Below are 16785 nucleotides of genomic sequence, written 5' to 3' on the forward strand. Positions count from 1 at the left end.
GACACTTCAGCCTCGCACGTCGGTCCGGAGCTAGTCGCTGTTACCGGCGCGCAGCGCGCTCAGGTCGGCCTTGACAGTGTTGACCGGGATGGAGAAGCCGAGACCGACACTGCCGGCCGTCGAGCTGTCGCCGCCGTTCGCACCGCTCGCGGAGAACATGGCGGAGTTGATGCCGATGATCTCGCCGTTCATGTTGATCAGCGCGCCGCCGGAGTTGCCGGGGTTGAGCGAGGCGTCGGTCTGGATCGCCTTGTACGTGGTCGTGGACGAGCCTGTGTCACCGTTGAACTGCCGGCCGCCGAACTCGAACGGCCACTGGCCGCCGCCACCGCCCTGCTGTTGCTGCTGCTGGTCCTGCTCCTTCGACACGGTGACGTCCCGGTCGAGCGCGGAGACGATCCCGCTGGTCACGGTGCCGGTCAGCCCCTCGGGTGAGCCGATGGCCACGACCTCGTCGCCGACCTTCACGTTGTCGGAGTTGCCGAGGGCCGCCGTCTTGAGGCCGTTCGCGCCCTGGAGCTTGATCAGGGCGAGGTCCTTGTCCGGGCTGGTGCCCACGACGTCCGCGGTGTAGGTCTTGCCGGTGCTGAGCTGCACCTTCACCGTCTGGGCGCCCGCGATGACGTGGTTGTTGGTGATGATCTCGCCGTCGCTGGTGATGACCACACCGGAGCCGGTGGACTCCCCGGCGTTGGTCGCCGCGTTGATCTCCACGATGGCGGGCGACACGGCCGCCGCCACGCCGGCGACGGTGCCCTTGCTGCTCTGCGAGACGGTGGTGCCGGTGGCGACGGTGCTCGCCGCGGTGGTGGGGGAATCCTTCATCAGCGTCTGGGTCACCGCGGCCGTACCACCGCCGACCACGGCCGCGACGATCGCGGCGGCGGCGAGCAGCGCGACGGGCCGCTTGGCCCGCCGCGCATGCGCGGGTGCCTGCGCCGTCGCGGCGGCACCCCATCCCCAGGCGCCGTGCCCGGCCTGCGCGTGGTGTCCGACGGGCTGGTACGGGGGCGGCGGCGGGTACGCCTGGCCGCTGCCGTGGTCCTGCTGGTTCGCGTCTTCGTCGCCGCTGCGACGCTGGTTGTCGGTCATGTCATCGACAATCCGCCGCGTAGATGAGAGCTGTCTGAAGACGTTCTGAGAAGCCCGACAGAACCGTGTATGTCCCATATAAAGGCTGTGGGAACGATCTACCGGGACGTGATGTCCGTCGCCTCTGGCCGGTATGCGATGAACCGTTCCGCGGGGCGAGGTCCCGGCAGGTCGCCATCGAGAGTGCAGCACCCCCATGGGCAACTGCCATGACGGGCGGTCCGTATCCGCAGCAATCCCCGCAGGGCGCGGAGGAGCAGCTCAGACACCATTACTGGCGCCGTCCTCGGTGCCATCGGAGGCGGACCGCCATAGCGCCCACACGAGCTTCCCGACTCCGACCCGGTCGGAGACGCCCCACGCGTCGGCCAGCGTGTTCACGATGACGAGACCGCGCCCGTCGCATGTGTCCAGGTATCCCGTCCGCACGTGCGGCCGCCGGTCGGACGCGTCATGCACCTCGATCCGCAGGCCGTCGGGAACCGGCCGCCCCGTCGGCAGAAAGCGCGTCTCGATCTCCCGCCCCGCCGGCACGCGAGCGTGCACCACCGCGTTGGTGACCAACTCCGACAGCACAAGAATCGCCGGGTCCTCCAGCGCGGACAGTCCCCACCCGGCAAGCGCCTTGCGCAACTCGGACCGAGCCAATCCCACGCAACTCGGATGCCGTCGCCACCGAAGCACCACGGCGCCGCCGTCCAGGTGCACCATCAGCCGACCTCTCCGTCGTTGATCGCGCGGTGCTCTCCACTCGGCTCACTCATTTGTCCACTCCCCTTCAGGGCGGTGCCCGCGCGCCGGGGCGCGACGTACCTCCGCCTGGGCTGAGATGTACGATCCCGAAAAACCGTACTGCTATTCATGAAAAGCGGCAAGATTGCGCTCGGGGAGAGGTAGCTGAGTCGCTTACTGTGTAAAGCGGCAAGGTCAAGATCCCGGCACAGCCCCAGGAGGACGTCATGAGCGCCAGTGCGTGGATCAGCACCTCGGTGCCGTATCTGACACCGCGAGGACAGGGGCAACCCGACGCGTGGGGCGAGGAGTTGGCCGCGCGGGGGCGGCGGGGTGGGCAGCGGATCGTCAGTGCGGGGGAGGTGGGGGCGTCGGAGGAGGTTGCGGAGCTGCTGAGCGTCACCCCGAACGAGGCCGTCGTCGTACGGCGGCGGGTGATGGTCCTGGAGGACGTGCCCTGCGAGCTGACGGACACCTACTACCCCGCGTCCATCGCGCGAGGCACACGTCTCGCCGGCACGGCGAAGATCCCGGGCGGCGCCATCACCCTCCTCGCCGAACTGGGGCACACCGGCGTACGTGTCCGGGAAGACGTGACCGCCCGGATGCCCGACGAGGAGGAGCGCGAAGCGCTCCGTACCGAACCGGGCGAGCCGGTGCTCCGACTGGTCCGCGTCACCTTCGACGCCGCCGAACGGCCCATCCAGGCCGACGTGATGACCATGCCCGCGCACCGGCAGCGGCTGCGCTACGAGATCGGGATCGGATGATGACGACCGTGCCGCGCACCGACGGGAACGGGTACGACCGGCGCTCGCTCCACGAGCGGATCGCCGCCGACCTGCGTGACGAGATCATGACCGGGGATCTCGCTCCCGGCGCCAGCCTGCCGTCCACCGCGCGGCTCAAGGAGAGATTCGGCGCCTCGAACGCCACGGTGCAGAAGGCGCTGCAACTCCTGAAGAGCGAGCGTCTGGTTGTCGGCCGCGCAGGCGCTTCCGTGACCGTACGGGAGCACCGGCAGTTGACCGTACGCCCCGCCTCCTCCATGGCCACGGCTGTGACTGGCGACGACCCCTACCCCTGGCTCGCCGAGACCGCGAAACACGGTGGAGAGGCCCGGAGCACACTCCTCGCCGTAACGGAGACAACACCTCCGGCCGACGTCGCCGCGGCCCTGCGCCTGCCCGCCGACGGCACGGCGGTTCTCCGACACCAGGTACTCACCCTCGACGGCGAACCGGTGGAACTGGTGCACGCCTACTATCCGCCGGCCATCTCCCGCGGCACCCCGCTGGCCGAACACCGCCGGATCAAGGGAGGAACTCCCACCCTGCTGACGGCACTCGGCTACCCGCCCCGGCTCAGCGTCGACCATGTCTCCGCGCGCATACCGACGCAGGAGCAGTACGAAGCACTTCAACTGCCCGGCGCACTGCCCGTGTTGCGCACACTGCGCGTGGTGTACGACGCCGACGAGCGGCCCGTCGAGGTCACCGTGATGGCCAAGGCAGGCCATCTCTACGAGTTGCGGTACGAGTTCACGCCGGAGTGATCGCCGCTACGCGCAGCCGCACGACCGTCGCACGATCAGGGTCGACGGGAACTGCTTCACCCGTTCCCTGCGCGAGCCCGCCACCCGTAGGCCGTCGTCCAGTACCAGGTCCACCGCCGCGCGGGCCATCGCCGGGCGGTCCGAGGAGACCGTCGTCAGGGGTGGGTCCGTGAGGCCCGCCTCCTTGACGTTGTCGAAGCCCGCGACCGCCAGTTCGCCCGGTACGTCGATCCGCAGTTCGCGGGCCGCGCGCAGGACGCCGATCGCCTGGTCGTCGGTGGAGCAGAAGATCGCCGGGGGGCGGTCCGGGCCGGCCAGGAGCTTCAGGGCGACGTTGTAGGCGTCGTAGCGGTTGTAGAGCGCCTTGAAGAGGCGGCCCTCCGTCGACAGCCCGGCGTCGCGCATCGCCCGTCGCCAGCCCTCGACGTGGTCGGTCACCGGGTCGCCGATGACCGGGGTCGACTCGACGCCGCCGAGGCACGCCACGTACGGATGGCCGTGCTCCAGCAGATGCCGGGTGGCGAGCTGCGCGCCCCCGATGTCGTCGGTGACGACGGCGACGTCGTCGATGCCCTCGGGGCGTTCGTGGAGCAGTACGACGCGGGCGTCCCACGCCTCTATCTCCGCGGCGGCGCGCTCGCTCGGGCCCTGGCTGACCAGGATCAGCCCGGACACCCGCATACCGAGGAAGGCCCGCAGATAGTGGACCTCGCGCTCGTTGCGGTAGTCGGAGTTGCCGACCAGCACCATCTTTCCGCGCTCGGCGGCGGCCTGTTCGACCGCGTGCGCCATCTCCGCGAAGAACGGCTGCCGCGCGTCGGGTACGACGACCCCTATGAGGTCGGTCCGCCGTGAGGCCATCGCCTGCGCGACCCGGTCGGGCCGGTAGCCCAGCTCCTTGATCGCGGCGAGTACACGCTCGCGCGTGGCCGGGGCGACCGGCCTGGGTCCGTTGTTGATGACGTAACTGACGACCGCGGTCGAAGTCCCCGCCAGTCGTGCCACGTCGTCCCGCGTCACCTTGGCCACGCGCGGCAGTCTACGCGTGGTGACCTACCTCCCGGCAGGCCGTACGGCGCCTTCGCGTACTTCGGACGTGTCGGCGGTGTGGGTGGTGTCGTCCGCGGGCTCCGCCGACTTCGCCTTCGCCGCCGCCTCGGCGATGGCTTTCGCCTTCGCCTCCTCCGCCGCGCGCTCGACCTTCTCCGGGGTGACGAAGCGGTAACCGACGTTCCGGACCGTCCCGATCAGCGACTCGTGCTCGGGGCCGAGCTTCGCGCGCAGCCGTCGTACGTGTACGTCGACCGTCCGCGTACCGCCGAAGTAGTCGTAGCCCCACACCTCCTGGAGCAGCTGGGCGCGGGTGAAGACCCGGCCGGGGTGCTGGGCCAGATACTTGATCAGCTCGAACTCCTTGAAGGTCAGGTCCAGGACCCGCCCCTTCAGCTTCGCGCTGTAGGTCGCCTCGTCAACCGACAGATCGCCGTTGCGGATCTCCATCGGTGAGTCGTCCGTCGAGATCTGCTGGCGTCCGGTGGCCAGCCGCAGCCGGGCCTCGACCTCGGCCGGGCCCGCGCTGTCGAGCAGGACGTCGTCGATGCCCCAGTCGGCGGTGACGGCGGCGAGACCGCCCTCGGTCACGATGAGGACCAGCGGGCAGCCGGGTCCGGTGGAGCGCAGCAGCTGGCACAGCGACCGCACCTGCGGCAGGTCGCGCCGGCCGTCGATCAGTATGACGTCGGCGCCGGGGGTGTCCACGAGGGCCGGTCCTTCGGCCGGGGCCACCCGCACGTGGTGCAGGAGGAGGCCCAGCGCGGGCAGCACCTCCGTCGACGGCTGGAGGGCGTTGGTGAGCAGCAGCAGAGAACTCATCGCCGCTCACCTGCCCGGGTCGCACAGTATTCAGGTGTCTGCGTCATTGGCTCGCCCATTACGTCGGTTCCTCCTCGGTCCCTGCAAGGGGGCACCTCCCACACGCCGGAAAGCGCAAAAGGACCCGGGGGCTACATTGCCCGGATCCTCTTCCGGAGGAGAATAACCCAGATGTGCTCAGTGTCAGAGGGGGCGAACAGCGCGTCACCCGTTCCGGCGCCCGCTTCGGAGGGCGCCGATGCCGTGGTGGGACTGGGGATCGGCCATGATGAGGGGCCGACGAAATCTGACTGGAATATTGCCGAGAAATTAGCGGAGGGAGTACGCCATGGCAGCGGGAACCATCCGCTACTGGGCGGCGGCCAAGGCGGCTGCGGGCCTCGCCGAGGAGCCTTACACGGCGGAGAATCTGGCCCAGGCGCTGGACGCCGCGCGGGCGAAGCACCCCGGTGAGCTGGTCCGCGTACTCCAGAGGTGTTCGTTCCTCGTCGACGGTGACCCCGTGGGGACCCGTGGGCATGAGACCGTACGGCTTGCCGAGGGCGGCACGGTCGAAGTGCTCCCGCCGTTCGCAGGAGGGTGAACAGCAGAGCATGAGCGACGACCAGTACGGCCAGTACGGCGGTCATGGGCAGGGTTACGACTCCGGGCAACAGCAGTACGGAGTGCCGCGACCGTACGAGCCCCAGCCCCACCAGCAGCCACACCAGCCGCAGTACCAGCCCCCGTACCAGCAACCCGCCGACACGCAGGACGCGCAGACCTGGGAGGGGCAGACCTGGGACACGCAGTACCAGCCGCAGCTCCAGTACCAGCACCCCCAGCAACACCCGCAGCAGGCCGCCGCCGACACCGCCTACCTCCCGCACCAGTCCGGCGCGCACCCGCTGCCACCGGAGGCCCCCGCCCCGGCCCCCGCACCCGCCGCCTCCCCCGACAGCTACAGCGCGCCCACCACCATGGGCAACGCCCGCATCACCGACGCCCAGCGCGCCCGCGCCGAGGGCCGGTCGCCGATCATCCCGCCCGGCATCCAGCCCGCCGGGCTGACCGCCGTGCTCGGCCTGTTGCTCGCGGGCGGTGCGGCCGTCGGCCCGTACGCGCTCCTCGTCCCGCTCGTCATCCTCCAGGCCGTCACCGCCGCCGGCTGGTTCCGGCTGAACGGCATGTGGCCCGCCCGTCAGGGCATCGCGCTCGCCTTCGCCGGCGCGCTCGTCGCCGATGTCGCGGTGCTCGCGGTCGACGAGGAGTACTCGCTCGCCGCGATCCTCGGCTCGCTCGGTGCGTGGGTGCTGCTCACCGTCGTACTGCAACTGCGCAGCTACGCGGGCGCCGACGAACGGATGCAGGGCCTCATGGCCACGGTCGCCTCCGCCTCGCTCGCCATCATCGCCACCGGGAATCTCGCCTCGGCGCCGGACGCCGTGACGGTCGGCGCCCTCGCCGTCGCCGCCGCGACCGTCGCCCGCGCGCTCCCGCTGCCGGGCCCCGTCTCGGTCGTGGTCGCGCTCGCGGCAGCCGCGGGCGCCGGAGTCGTGGCGGGCGGGCTGACGGACATCGGTGGCCAGGGCGCGCTCCTCGGCCTGGGCGCCGGCGTGTGCGCGCTGATCGGGCTGCGGGTGGCCAGCTACGACTACCCGTCGCGCTTCGTCCACATGACGGCCGGGGTGGCGCTGCCGCTCACGGTCGCCGTGCCCGCGATCTACCTGCTGGGGCGTGCGCTGGCCTGACGCGCGACACACGCGACGCACGCGCGGCGCACACGCGACACACGGGCGTCCGGGAACCGAACAACCGCCCCGGACGTCGACCCCAGTGCGGTCGCCGTTCGGCCGCACCGAGATCGATCCGCACGACCAGGGCGATCAGCGTCGCCATTAGGCTCGCGGTCGTCATGGGGGCTGGTACGACCAAGGTGGGGGACACCGAGCAATGCGCGCACTGCGAATTCTGCTGATCGTCGTCGTGATCCTCGGCGGGCTGTTCGTCGCCGCCGACCGGGCCGCGGTGTACTTCGCCGAGACCGAGGCGGCGAGCAAGATCAAGAGCAGCCAGGGCCTCAGCACCGAGCCCAGCGTCTCCATCAATGGCTTCCCCTTCCTCACCCAGGTCGCGAACTCCTCCCTGGACGAGATAGAGGTCAGCATCGGCGGGATAACCGCCACCACCGAGGGCCGCGAGGTCGAGGTGACCGAGGTGAAGGCCGAGCTGCGGGACGTGAAGGTGAACAGCAGCTTCTCGTCGGCGATCGCGGGCAGCGCGGACGGCTCGGCGATGATCTCGTACGAGGACCTCACCAAGTCCGCGCCGAAGGGCGCGACGGTCAGCTACGCGGGGGCCGAGCGGGCGGCGAAGGGCGAGGTCAAGGTCTCGGGGCCGCTGGGCGATCTGGTGGAGGGCGCGGGCATCGACGTGCCGGCCCCCTTCGAGAGGCTGCTGAAGGACGACTTCACGACGTACAGCACCGTCTCGCTGGACGGCGGCGACAAGGTCCGGCTGCGCGCCGAGGATCTTCCCAAGCTGCCGGTGCCGGGCGTCGATGACAAGCTCCAGGACGTCGTGGACTACGACCTGACGATCGACGGACTGCCCTCGACCATCAAGCTCGACAAGGTCGCGGCGACGGAGGACGGTCTGCGGTTCTCGGGCACGGGCACGGACGTCGACCTGACGGGCTGACGAGCCGGCGCCTCCGCCTCGGGCAGAAGCGAGGTCGGCGGCGGGGTCGGCGGCGGGGTCGGTCTCCGTATCGTGAGACGCGGATGTCCATCCCGTAGCCGAAACAGGCGTACGAGAGCCGGAGGAGCCGGATCCGGGCCACCGGGAACACCGATCGGTCCCGCATCCCGGACGATCCTGTCTCACCATCCGACACGTCGGTGACATCGCACCGTATCCGTCCCTACGATCGGACGCATGCAGTGCTTCATCAGCGGTCTCCAGCAGCGGGGACAGGCGAACCTCACGAAGCGGCGGGCAGTCGATCTGTGCCGCGTCGCCGCCATGCTCTGTCGCACCGCCTGAGCGGGACACGTCCGTCCCGCCACCTCTCCCCGGCCCTTCGACCGCATCAGGGCCACCCCGTGCCGTACGCAGCCCGCCGCGCCCCCGTGCCCGGAAGGCGCCGCCGCCCGCACCACCCGCCGCACACTGCCCCGGAGGAGAACACATGAGCCGCAGCGACGTCCTGGTAGACGCCGACTGGGTCGAGGCCCACATCGACGACCCGAAGGTCGTCATCGTCGAGGTCGACGAGGACACCTCGGCGTACGAGAAGAACCACATCCGTAACGCCGTGCGCATCGACTGGAAGCAGGACCTCCAGGACCCGGTGCGCCGCGACTTCGTGGATCAGGAGGGCTTCGAGAAGCTCCTGTCCGCGAAGGGCATCGGCAACGACGACCTCGTGATCCTCTACGGCGGCAACAACAACTGGTTCGCGTCCTACGCCTACTGGTACTTCAAGCTGTACGGCCACGAGGGCGTCAAGCTCCTCGACGGCGGACGCAAGAAGTGGGAGCTGGACTCGCGCGACCTGGTCGACGCGGTGCCCGAGCGCGCGGCCACGCAGTACAAGGCCAAGGCCCAGGACACGTCCATCCGCGCCTTCCGTGACGACGTCGTCGCCGCGATCGGCAGCCTGAACCTGGTCGACGTGCGGTCGCCCGACGAGTTCAGCGGCAAGCTGCTCGCCCCGGCGCACCTCCCGCAGGAGCAGTCGCAGCGCCCCGGCCACGTGCCGAGCGCCCGCAACATCCCGTGGTCGAAGAACGCCAACGACGACGGCACCTTCAAGTCGGACGACGAGCTGAAGGCCCTCTACGCGGAGGAGCAGGTCGACCTGGCGAAGGACACCATCGCCTACTGCCGCATCGGTGAGCGCTCCGCGCTCACCTGGTTCGTGCTGCACGAGCTGCTCGGCCAGGAGAACGTCAAGAACTACGACGGCTCGTGGACCGAGTACGGCTCTCTCGTCGGTGTGCCGATCGAGCTCGGCGCCGCGAAGTAGTCCAGCCCGCAAGTAATCCCAGCCCACTCGCCTGACCCGGAGGACAGATCCCATATGTGTGGAGCGAAGGCCGGCGGCCCGGACGCCTCGGCGATCAAGCCCGGTGAGACCACCATCCAGGGTTCCGTGACCCGTGACGGCGAGCCCGTCACCGGCTACGTACGCCTGCTGGACTCGACCGGAGAATTCACCGCGGAGGTCCCGACCTCGGCGACCGGACAGTTCCGCTTCTACGCGGCCGAGGGCACGTGGACCGTGCGCGCGCTCGTGCCGGGCGGTACGGCGGACCGTACGGTCGTCGCGCAGACCGGCGGTCTGGCCGAGGTGGCCATCGCGGTCTGACCCGAGCCGTACATGATCGGCCGAAGGGCCGCACCCCGGGAGCTGGACGCCTCCCGAAACCGGGTGCGGCCCTTCGTGCCGTCGTAAGGTCGATGTATGTATACGCGACGCCGTCGCCGCTACTTCGTGCTGATGGGCGCATGCATCGTGCTGTTCGTCTGCGCCTGGGCATTCGTGCGCCTGTGGTCGGTGCCGGCGGCGATCGGCATGTGCGTGGTGGCCATGGTCATCCCGCCGGTCGCGGCGATGATCGCCAATGCGCGCGGCCCGGACGACCGGTGGTGGGACGAACCGTCGGACGACCGGTCGGGCGATCCGAAGTCGGACGAGTGGTGGGACGAGCTGGACGGCAAGAAGAAGCCTCCGCCGCCGCCGTCGAACGATGCCGGGGGCAGGTGAACCGGGGGCAGGCGAAGCGGTGAGCGCACCGCCCGGCCTCAGTAGACGAGTGCCTGCGTGTCGTCCGCCAGCGCCTCGCTGACGAAGACCTGGGCACCCGCGATCCGTACGCCCTCCAGCACGTCCGCCTCCGCGATGTCGCGCCGCGCCGCGCACTGTGTGCAGAGCGTGATCCGGCCCGCCGAGAGGATCGACTCGATCAGGTCGGGCAGCGGCGCGGCGTGCGGCAGCTCGAACTCGGCGGCCCGGCCCGGCAGGGCGAACCAGGCCGACTCACCGGTCAGCCAGAGGGACACCTCCACACCGCTCGCCACGGCGACCGCCGCCACGGTGAAGGCCTGGGAGCAGCGCTCGGGGGCGTCGGCGCCGGCGGTTACCTTGATCACGAGCTTCTTCGCCATGTTCCGAACTCTAGTGCGCGGCCGAGGGCCCCACGGAGCGCCCCGGTCCCCACCCATTAGGCTGGGGACCGGCCCTTTACCGCCCCGACGCTCTTCGAGGAGCACCCCGTGCTTGAGGATTTCTTCTCCGCCCTGCTCGCCTTGATCGCGGTGGCGATCCTGGCGTTCACAGTGCTGGTCGTGAAGAAGCTCTACCAGGGCCAGAACTGATCCCATCCGATTCCCTACAGATCGCCTGAGCCGCTCATGATCGAGATCCCGTCCGACCTCAACCCGGACCTTGTCCCGCTCGCCTTCCTCCTCGGTGACTGGGAGGGCGTGGGTGTCTTCGACTTCCCCGGCGAGGAGAAGGCCAACTTCGGCCAGGAAGTCTCCTTCAGCCACGACGGCCGGGACTTCCTTGAGTACGCCTCGCACACCTGGGCGCTGGACGGCGAGGGCAACAAGCTGCGCCCCATCGAGTCCGAGTCCGGCTACTGGCGTATCGACAAGGACCGCAAGGTCGAGGCCGTCATGGTGCGCGACCAGGGCATCGTGGAGATCTGGTACGGGGAGCTGGCCGACCAGAAGCCGCAGATCGATCTCGTCACGGACGCGGTCGCCCGTACGGCGTCCGCCGGGCCCTACAACGGTGGCAAGCGGCTCTACGGCTACGTCAAGAGCGACCTGATGTGGGTCGGCGAGAAGTCCACCCCCGAGGTCCCGCTGCGCGCGTACATGTCCGCACACCTGAAGAAGGTCGTCTCGCCGGAGCAGGTCGCGGCCTGGGCGAAGGACCTCGGCGATCTGCCGGACGACGGCATCGCGTTCTTCAAGTAGTCCGGACGACGATCCGGGCCGCGCTGCCTACACTGGGTGCGTGGTGAGCACCGACTGGAAGAGTGACCTGAGGCAGCGCGGCTACCGCCTGACCCCACAGCGCCAGCTTGTCCTCGAAGCCGTCGACACCCTGGAACACGCGACGCCGGACGACATCCTCGTCGAGGTACGCAGGACGGCGTCCGGCGTCAACATCTCCACCGTCTACCGGACGCTGGAGCTGCTGGAGGAGCTGGGCCTGGTCTCCCACGCGCATCTGGGGCACGGTGCGCCGACGTACCACCTCGCGGACCGGCACCACCACATCCATCTGGTCTGCCGCGACTGCACGAACGTCATCGAGGCGGATGTCTCGGTCGCAGCGGACTTCACCGACAAGCTGCGTGACACGTTCGGCTTCACGACGGACATGAAGCACTTCGCGATCTTCGGACGCTGCAAGAACTGCACCGCCCGCGCGGCGAGCGGCGAATCGTAAAGCGCCGGTTCCCGACCGGCGCCGCCCGTCCGTCCAGTTCCAGCCGGTGCAGGCCCTTCGTCGGGGTGGCGGCGCGCAGTTCGCTGTAGCCGAGGGCGCCGGGCGGTTCCGCGACGGTGTTGAGGACCTGCTCGGTGCTTTCGGACTCGCAGCGGAAGACGCGGGCGCTCGCGTCGTCCTTCCGGGCGGCAGTCGGTGGACGAGGCGCCCGGCTCGAAGCCCTTGAGGATGCGGCGTTGGAAGGTGTCGCGGGTCCCGGAGCCGGCGTTGCGGCTGACGAGTCGGATGCCGAGGTCCGGGCCGCCGGGAGTCGTGTCGGTGGGCCCCGGGCCGCGCTCCGGTCGGAAGGCTTCGGGGATGATCCACGACGTCCTCCTCGCCGTACAGCACGCACTGTCGATCGCAGGTTCCATGACCTGGGAGATCACCTGGGCGCTGATCCTGGGTTTTGCCCTCTCCGCCGTCGTCCAGGCGGTCGTCCGCAAGTCGACCGTGGTCGCCCTGCTGGGCGACGACCGCCCCCGCACCCTGGCCGTCGCCGCCGGGCTCGGTGCGGCCTCCTCCTCGTGCTCCTACGCCGCCGTCGCTCTCGCCCGCTCCCTCTTCCTCAAGGGCGCGAACTTCACCGCCGCGATGGCATTCGAGATCGCCTCCACCAATCTCGTGGTCGAACTCGGCGTCATCCTGGCGCTGTTGATGGGCTGGCAGTTCACCGTGGCGGAGTTCGTCGGGGGGCCAGTCATGATCGTCGTCCTGGCCGTACTGTTCCGGCTGTTCCTGCGCGAAGGACTTCTACGCAGGGCCCGTGAGCAGGCCGAACGCGGGCTGGCGGGCTCCATGGAGGGGCACGCGGCGATGGACATGTCCGTCCGGCGCGAAGGGTCCTTCGCCCGAAGGCTGTTCTCGCGCGAGGGCTTCACCGCCACCTCCCACGTGTTCGTCATGGAATGGACGGCGATCCTGCGCGACCTGGTGATCGGCCTGCTCGTCGCCGGCGCCATCGCGGCCTGGGTGCCGGACTCCTTCTGGCGCGCGTTCTTCTTCGAGGACCACCCGCTGGCGTCAAAACTGTGGGGCCCGGTCATCGGCCCGCTGGTCGCCGTCGCGTCGTTCGTCTGCTCGATCGGCAACGTGCCACTCGCGGTTGTGCTCTGGAAGGGCGGCATCAGCTTCGGCGGTGTGGTCGCGTTCATCTTCGCCGACCTGCTGATCCTGCCGATCCTCAACATCTACCGTAAGTACTACGGGGCGAGGACGGCGCTCTTCCTGCTGGGCACGTTCTACCTCGCGGCGGTCGTCGCCGGCTACGTCGTGGAGTTCGTCTTCGACGGGCTCGGTCTCGTCCCCGACCAGGCCGACGCGAGGATCCCCATGGAGGGGATCACCTGGAACTACACGACCTTCCTGAACATCGCCTTCCTCATCCTGACGGCCTCGCTCCTGGTCCGCTTCTTCCGGACCGGCGGGCTGAGCATGCTCCGCATGATGGGCGGGGCCCCGCGCGACGGGGCGGTTCACTCCGATCGCTGAACTCCGTGCGGGCATGACGAGCGGTCACCCGCTCCCTACGGGAGCAAAGACGGGGGAACAAGAACCTCCGTCGCCGGGGCGGGAGCGGGAGCTGGACCCGGGAATCGAAGGTCCACTCGATTCTTCACTCTTCTCGCACAGTGGCTATTGCGTGGCGATCCCCGTGAATACCCGATCTCACGGAGGCCGGGCGCGGTGCGAGAGGTCGAAGGCACGGCGCATTAACTGCCGCGTATCTGAGGGGAATCGTCGTGCCGATTCACTCCGTCACGTTCCTACTTGACGAGAGCCTGACAGGAGTGCTCATGTCCTTCCTTCCCCGGGCGTCGTGGTCGGCGGACCGCCGGGACGAGGTTGTCGCGGCGGCGCTCGTCGCGGCGGTGGTCGTCGTCCTCGGTTACGCCTCCGGTATCGGCGCTCCGGGACCCGATGCCGTCAACACCGCCTCGCCGCCCGCCACTTCCCCCGCGCCCACGCCGTCCGCACCCTCGGGCGACACGGGTCCGCCCGACGGGGACAGCGGCGCCGGACCCGGTGCCCAGGACCCGGGCGGCGGCGGACTGCCGGTGGGAGGTGGATTGGGTGGCGGCCCGGTGGGCGAAGTCGACTGGGGCGTCGGTGTTCCCGGCGACGGCACCGGCGGCCACACCGGACACGGCGGCCCCTCCGGCCCGCCCGCTTCGCCCGTTCCCAGCCCCACTCCCACCCCGTCCCCCACCCCGTCCGATCCGGGCCCGTGCCAGGACGGCGAGGTCCGCCTCGTGCAGCCGCTGCTCAACGGGGTGATCACCCCCCTGTACGGATTGGCGGAGGGACTCCTCGCGCCCGGCACCCCGTCCCCGGCTCCGAGCACCACCCCATCGCCCTCCACCGGGGCCGCTTCAACCGGCCGCGTGTGCACCGGTCTTGACGACGCTCTCGGTGCCTTGGGCGGCGGCGGGACGGCCAGTCCCGCGCGCGAGGCCACCAGTGAGGCGACACCATGACACTGCGCAGGTCAGGTGTTCCCGTGCTCGCGCTGATCGCCGTGCTGCTGTGCGCACCCGCCGCTTCCGCCCATACCGACTTCACCTCCTCCAGCCCGGGGAACGGTGCGGTCCTCGCCCCTTCCGTACACAGCGTGCGACTCAATTTCAGCGAGCCGGTCGGGCCGGACGACGTGAGGGTCACCGCAGACGGGGAGAGGCTGACGGTGACCCGGCCGGACGCCCGTCACCCGCGCACCGTCTCCGTCGCGCTGCCGACCGCCAGGACGGGACGGCTGTCGCTGGTGTGGCGGGTGGTCAGCGAGCAGGACGGTCACGGCAGCACCGGCAAGGTCTCGTACCGCATCCGTGCCGCCTCGGACGACTCGGACGAATCCGCCGGTTCTGCCGGTTCCACCGGCTCCACCGAGCGGGCGGGCGAACAGGCCGAGGAGGAGGCTGTTCCCCAGCCGTCGTCCTCCCTCCGGAACGCTGTCGCGGTGGCGCGCTGGACGGAGTACCTGGCGCTCGCGCTGTTCGTCGGCGGCCTCGGCTTTCTGCTGTTGTTGTGGCCGCAGGGTGCTGAGGACCGCAGGGCCCGTACCGTTCTCGCTCTCGCATGGGCCTGCGGCTGCCTGGCCACGGTGGCCGCCACCGGACTCCAGGCCGTGTACGCGACCATGGGTTCGTTCGGCGATGTCCTGCGCGCGTCGACGTACGGGGACGTACTGGCCACCGACGCCGGGGTCGCCTCCGCCGCGCGGGTACTGCTGTGGGTCCTGGCCACCGTCGTGCTCACCGCCGTCCTCCATGGCGGCGAGCGAACGGCCCGCTCGCCGGGCTGGCGGATCGGCGCGATCACCGTCTGCCTCGGGCTGCTGTACACGTTCGGCATGAACTCCCACAGCGGCGAGGGGAGTCACCCCGGCTGGGGCGCGGTCGCGGACCTGGTCCATCTGCTGGGCATCTCACTGTGGATCGGCGGCCTCGTGCTGCTCGTCGTCGGCGTACTGCCCCGGCGGCGGCCGGATGAACTGGCTGCCGTGGTACCCGGCTACTCCGTGCTCGCCGGAGCCTCGGTCGCCGCGATCGCGGTGGCCGGTGTGGTGCTGTCCTGGCAGGTCCTCGGGTCCTTCGGGGCGCTGTTCGACACCCACCACGGGCGGCTGCTGCTGATCAAGCTGGCGCTCCTGGCGGCAGTGCTGCTGATCGCGCAGCGCAGCCGGAGCTGGGTACGCACCCGGCTCGACATCGCCGTACTGCTGCGGGGCGACCGCGCCACCGTACGGCCCTTCGTCTACTCGGTCGCGGCGGAGACCGGTCTCGTACTGGCCGTTCTCGCCGCGGCGAGTGTGCTCGTCACGGCCTCTCCGGGCCGCTGACCGTCCCAACCACCCTTCTCACACTCACACACCAGGGAGTACCTCACCCATGGACGATGAACAAACCAACCGTCGCAGGGCACCGTCCCGGCTCGGCAACCGCGTCCTTCTGGCGGTCGGTCTCGGCGCGGCGGTGACCGCAGTCGCCGGTCTGGCGCTGCTCCAGTCGGCGAGCGGTACGCCGGCGTCACCCACGGTCCCGGTCGCGGCGCAGGCCGCACAGCCCGAGGCCCAGGCTGCCCAGCCCGCGGCGGCCCAGCAGGTGAAGGCGGCCGACTACACCATCGTCATCAAGGACATGGCGTACGCGCAGCCGAAGCTGACGGTCGAGGTCGGCCAGACCGTGACGTGGGTCAACGAGGACACCGCGCCGCACACCGTCACCACCTCCAGCGGTCCTGACACGCTCGACTCCGGGAACCTGGCGAAGGGCGACAGTTGGTCGTTCACCTTCACCAAGGCCGGTGTGTACGACTACTACTGCGCCGTGCACCCCGACATGGTGGCCGGCATCACGGTCGTCGAGAGCGGTTCGGGAAGTACGGGGGGATCGGGAAGTTCCGGCGGATCCGGCTCCGGGGGTACCGACTCCGGAGGGGGCACCTCCGGCGGTTCCGACGCGGGAGGTTCGGACTCCGGCGGCTCGTCCTCCGGGGGGTCAAGCTCCGGCGGCTCGTCCTCCGGCGGCTCCGGCGGGGGCAACGACGCCCAGTGCGCCAGCTTCCAGCAGGTGCTGAAGCCCATCCTCCAGCACCTCAACGCGGCACACCTGGAGACATCCCCGGGCCAGCAGGTCAAGGACGCCCTCGAACTCGACAGCTACATCAAGATGCACACCGTCTGGGTCGAGTCGATCCTCACTCCGGCCGTCAACGGCTCCGGCGCCATTGCCGACGACGCACTGAGCGTGCTGCTCCAGCACGTCAAGTCCGCACATCTGGAGACCTCCCTGGGCCAGCAGATCCAGGACGCCCTTCAGGTCGACAGCTACGTGAAGACGCACACCGTCTGGGCCAAGAACCTGGCCGCCCCCGTTGAGAAGTACGTGACCGAGTCCTGCTGAGGACCGGTTCGCGGAGACGTGGGGGGGGGGGGGGGGGGGGGGGGGGGGGGGGGGCGCCCCCCCCCCCGCGAGGGGAGGCCGCCGCGCCCACCCGCGAGCGCGCCCGGGCGCGCCCACCCACCCCCCAACCCCCAAACACCCCCCCC

General features: G+C 70.0%; 20 protein-coding genes. 15 read left to right on the plus strand and 5 right to left on the minus strand.

Going from position 1 to position 16785, the window contains the following annotated elements; genetic code table 11:
* Positions 1-30: 30 nt before the first annotated feature.
* Both ACIBLA_RS23855 and ACIBLA_RS23860 read right to left on the minus strand, forming a co-directional pair.
* Positions 31-1092: a trypsin-like peptidase domain-containing protein gene (locus ACIBLA_RS23855; protein WP_363241052.1), complete on the minus strand. Its 1062-nt coding sequence runs from the start codon at positions 1090-1092 to the stop codon at positions 31-33.
* Positions 1093-1353: 261 nt separating this feature from the next.
* Positions 1354-1803, minus strand: a complete 450-nt coding sequence (locus tag ACIBLA_RS23860) for an ATP-binding protein (protein WP_363241053.1) — start codon at positions 1801-1803, stop codon at positions 1354-1356.
* A gap of 248 nt (positions 1804-2051) precedes the next feature.
* On the opposite strand from ACIBLA_RS23860, the gene ACIBLA_RS23865 reads away from it, so the two are divergent.
* Both ACIBLA_RS23865 and ACIBLA_RS23870 read left to right on the plus strand, forming a co-directional pair.
* Positions 2052-2594: a UTRA domain-containing protein gene (locus ACIBLA_RS23865; RefSeq protein ID WP_363241054.1), complete on the plus strand. Its 543-nt coding sequence runs from the start codon at positions 2052-2054 to the stop codon at positions 2592-2594.
* Positions 2594-3379: a GntR family transcriptional regulator gene (locus tag ACIBLA_RS23870; RefSeq protein WP_399199805.1), complete on the plus strand. Its 786-nt coding sequence runs from the start codon at positions 2594-2596 to the stop codon at positions 3377-3379. Before ACIBLA_RS23865 ends, ACIBLA_RS23870 begins: the two co-directional genes overlap by 1 nt.
* A 6-nt stretch (positions 3380-3385) precedes the next feature.
* Here ACIBLA_RS23870 and ACIBLA_RS23875 read toward each other — a convergent pair whose 3' ends face one another.
* Positions 3386-4408 carry a LacI family DNA-binding transcriptional regulator gene (locus tag ACIBLA_RS23875; protein WP_363241057.1) on the minus strand — a complete coding sequence of 341 codons (1023 nt, stop codon included), beginning with the start codon at positions 4406-4408 and terminating at the stop codon, positions 3386-3388.
* Positions 4409-4432: 24 nt separating this feature from the next.
* Positions 4433-5251, minus strand: a complete 819-nt coding sequence (locus ACIBLA_RS23880) for a response regulator transcription factor (RefSeq protein ID WP_363241058.1) — start codon at positions 5249-5251, stop codon at positions 4433-4435.
* 328 nt (positions 5252-5579) lie between these two features.
* Here ACIBLA_RS23880 and ACIBLA_RS23885 point away from each other — a divergent pair, with 328 nt between their 5' ends.
* From ACIBLA_RS23885 to ACIBLA_RS23915, 7 genes are all read left to right on the plus strand, one after another.
* Positions 5580-5834 carry a MoaD/ThiS family protein gene (locus ACIBLA_RS23885; protein ID WP_363241059.1) on the plus strand — a complete coding sequence of 85 codons (255 nt, stop codon included), beginning with the start codon at positions 5580-5582 and terminating at the stop codon, positions 5832-5834.
* 10 nt (positions 5835-5844) lie between these two features.
* Positions 5845-6981 carry a hypothetical protein gene (locus tag ACIBLA_RS23890; RefSeq protein WP_363241060.1) on the plus strand — a complete coding sequence of 379 codons (1137 nt, stop codon included), beginning with the start codon at positions 5845-5847 and terminating at the stop codon, positions 6979-6981.
* A gap of 202 nt (positions 6982-7183) precedes the next feature.
* A complete protein-coding gene (locus ACIBLA_RS23895; RefSeq protein WP_399199806.1) occupies positions 7184-7930 on the plus strand; it encodes a DUF2993 domain-containing protein in 747 nt (248 codons plus the stop codon).
* Between the two features lie 237 nt (positions 7931-8167).
* Positions 8168-8275, plus strand: a complete 108-nt coding sequence (locus ACIBLA_RS23900) for a putative leader peptide (RefSeq protein WP_023540667.1) — start codon at positions 8168-8170, stop codon at positions 8273-8275.
* A 145-nt stretch (positions 8276-8420) separates the two neighbouring features.
* A complete protein-coding gene (locus ACIBLA_RS23905; protein WP_363241062.1) occupies positions 8421-9260 on the plus strand; it encodes a sulfurtransferase in 840 nt (279 codons plus the stop codon).
* A 54-nt stretch (positions 9261-9314) separates the two neighbouring features.
* Entirely contained in the window at positions 9315-9602 is a 288-nt protein-coding gene (locus ACIBLA_RS23910; protein WP_078076505.1) for a DUF1416 domain-containing protein, read from the plus strand.
* Between the two features lie 96 nt (positions 9603-9698).
* Entirely contained in the window at positions 9699-10001 is a 303-nt protein-coding gene (locus ACIBLA_RS23915; RefSeq protein ID WP_363241063.1) for a DUF3099 domain-containing protein, read from the plus strand.
* A 38-nt stretch (positions 10002-10039) separates the two neighbouring features.
* Here ACIBLA_RS23915 and ACIBLA_RS23920 read toward each other — a convergent pair whose 3' ends face one another.
* The gene (locus tag ACIBLA_RS23920; protein ID WP_363241064.1) at positions 10040-10402 is read right to left on the minus strand and encodes a DsrE family protein; all 363 of its coding nucleotides are present in this window, start codon (positions 10400-10402) and stop codon (positions 10040-10042) included.
* 246 nt (positions 10403-10648) lie between these two features.
* Between ACIBLA_RS23920 and ACIBLA_RS23925 the strand changes: the two genes are divergently transcribed.
* The 6 genes from ACIBLA_RS23925 (at position 10649) to ACIBLA_RS23950 (ending at position 16639) form a co-directional block, all read left to right on the plus strand.
* Positions 10649-11221, plus strand: a complete 573-nt coding sequence (locus ACIBLA_RS23925) for an FABP family protein (protein WP_399199807.1) — start codon at positions 10649-10651, stop codon at positions 11219-11221.
* Positions 11222-11261: 40 nt separating this feature from the next.
* Positions 11262-11699, plus strand: coding sequence for a transcriptional repressor (locus ACIBLA_RS23930; protein WP_363241066.1), 438 nt, complete (start codon positions 11262-11264; stop codon positions 11697-11699).
* Positions 11700-12056: 357 nt separating this feature from the next.
* Positions 12057-13229 carry a permease gene (locus ACIBLA_RS23935; protein ID WP_399199808.1) on the plus strand — a complete coding sequence of 391 codons (1173 nt, stop codon included), beginning with the start codon at positions 12057-12059 and terminating at the stop codon, positions 13227-13229.
* A 305-nt stretch (positions 13230-13534) separates the two neighbouring features.
* Positions 13535-14215, plus strand: coding sequence for a hypothetical protein (locus ACIBLA_RS23940; RefSeq protein ID WP_363241068.1), 681 nt, complete (start codon positions 13535-13537; stop codon positions 14213-14215).
* On the plus strand, positions 14212-15576 hold the full coding sequence (locus ACIBLA_RS23945) for a copper resistance CopC/CopD family protein (protein WP_399199809.1): 1365 nt from the start codon (positions 14212-14214) through the stop codon (positions 15574-15576). The genes ACIBLA_RS23940 and ACIBLA_RS23945 overlap by 4 nt, the downstream gene beginning before the upstream one ends.
* Before the next feature lie 49 nt (positions 15577-15625).
* On the plus strand, positions 15626-16639 hold the full coding sequence (locus ACIBLA_RS23950; protein ID WP_399199810.1) for a plastocyanin/azurin family copper-binding protein: 1014 nt from the start codon (positions 15626-15628) through the stop codon (positions 16637-16639).
* Positions 16640-16785 lie beyond the last annotated feature (146 nt).

The organism is Streptomyces sp. NPDC050433 (assembly GCF_044458565.1).
Lineage (GTDB): Bacteria > Actinomycetota > Actinomycetes > Streptomycetales > Streptomycetaceae > Streptomyces.

Excerpts from the sequence above, each read along its gene's own strand:
- ACIBLA_RS23855 (WP_363241052.1), bottom strand. The coding sequence starts at position 1,092 with ATGACCGACAACCAGCGTCGCAGCGGCGACGAAGACGCGAACCAGCAG.
- ACIBLA_RS23860 (WP_363241053.1), bottom strand. The coding sequence starts at position 1,803 with ATGGTGCACCTGGACGGCGGCGCCGTGGTGCTTCGGTGGCGACGGCAT.
- ACIBLA_RS23865 (WP_363241054.1), top strand. The coding sequence starts at position 2,052 with ATGAGCGCCAGTGCGTGGATCAGCACCTCGGTGCCGTATCTGACACCG.
- ACIBLA_RS23870 (WP_399199805.1), top strand. The coding sequence starts at position 2,594 with ATGACGACCGTGCCGCGCACCGACGGGAACGGGTACGACCGGCGCTCG.
- ACIBLA_RS23880 (WP_363241058.1), bottom strand. The coding sequence starts at position 5,251 with ATGAGTTCTCTGCTGCTGCTCACCAACGCCCTCCAGCCGTCGACGGAG.
- ACIBLA_RS23885 (WP_363241059.1), top strand. The coding sequence starts at position 5,580 with ATGGCAGCGGGAACCATCCGCTACTGGGCGGCGGCCAAGGCGGCTGCG.
- ACIBLA_RS23890 (WP_363241060.1), top strand. The coding sequence starts at position 5,845 with ATGAGCGACGACCAGTACGGCCAGTACGGCGGTCATGGGCAGGGTTAC.
- ACIBLA_RS23895 (WP_399199806.1), top strand. The coding sequence starts at position 7,184 with ATGCGCGCACTGCGAATTCTGCTGATCGTCGTCGTGATCCTCGGCGGG.
- ACIBLA_RS23900 (WP_023540667.1), top strand. The coding sequence starts at position 8,168 with ATGCAGTGCTTCATCAGCGGTCTCCAGCAGCGGGGACAGGCGAACCTC.
- ACIBLA_RS23905 (WP_363241062.1), top strand. The coding sequence starts at position 8,421 with ATGAGCCGCAGCGACGTCCTGGTAGACGCCGACTGGGTCGAGGCCCAC.
- ACIBLA_RS23910 (WP_078076505.1), top strand. The coding sequence starts at position 9,315 with ATGTGTGGAGCGAAGGCCGGCGGCCCGGACGCCTCGGCGATCAAGCCC.
- ACIBLA_RS23915 (WP_363241063.1), top strand. The coding sequence starts at position 9,699 with ATGTATACGCGACGCCGTCGCCGCTACTTCGTGCTGATGGGCGCATGC.
- ACIBLA_RS23920 (WP_363241064.1), bottom strand. The coding sequence starts at position 10,402 with ATGGCGAAGAAGCTCGTGATCAAGGTAACCGCCGGCGCCGACGCCCCC.
- ACIBLA_RS23925 (WP_399199807.1), top strand. The coding sequence starts at position 10,649 with ATGATCGAGATCCCGTCCGACCTCAACCCGGACCTTGTCCCGCTCGCC.
- ACIBLA_RS23935 (WP_399199808.1), top strand. The coding sequence starts at position 12,057 with ATGATCCACGACGTCCTCCTCGCCGTACAGCACGCACTGTCGATCGCA.
- ACIBLA_RS23940 (WP_363241068.1), top strand. The coding sequence starts at position 13,535 with ATGTCCTTCCTTCCCCGGGCGTCGTGGTCGGCGGACCGCCGGGACGAG.
- ACIBLA_RS23945 (WP_399199809.1), top strand. The coding sequence starts at position 14,212 with ATGACACTGCGCAGGTCAGGTGTTCCCGTGCTCGCGCTGATCGCCGTG.
- ACIBLA_RS23950 (WP_399199810.1), top strand. The coding sequence starts at position 15,626 with ATGGACGATGAACAAACCAACCGTCGCAGGGCACCGTCCCGGCTCGGC.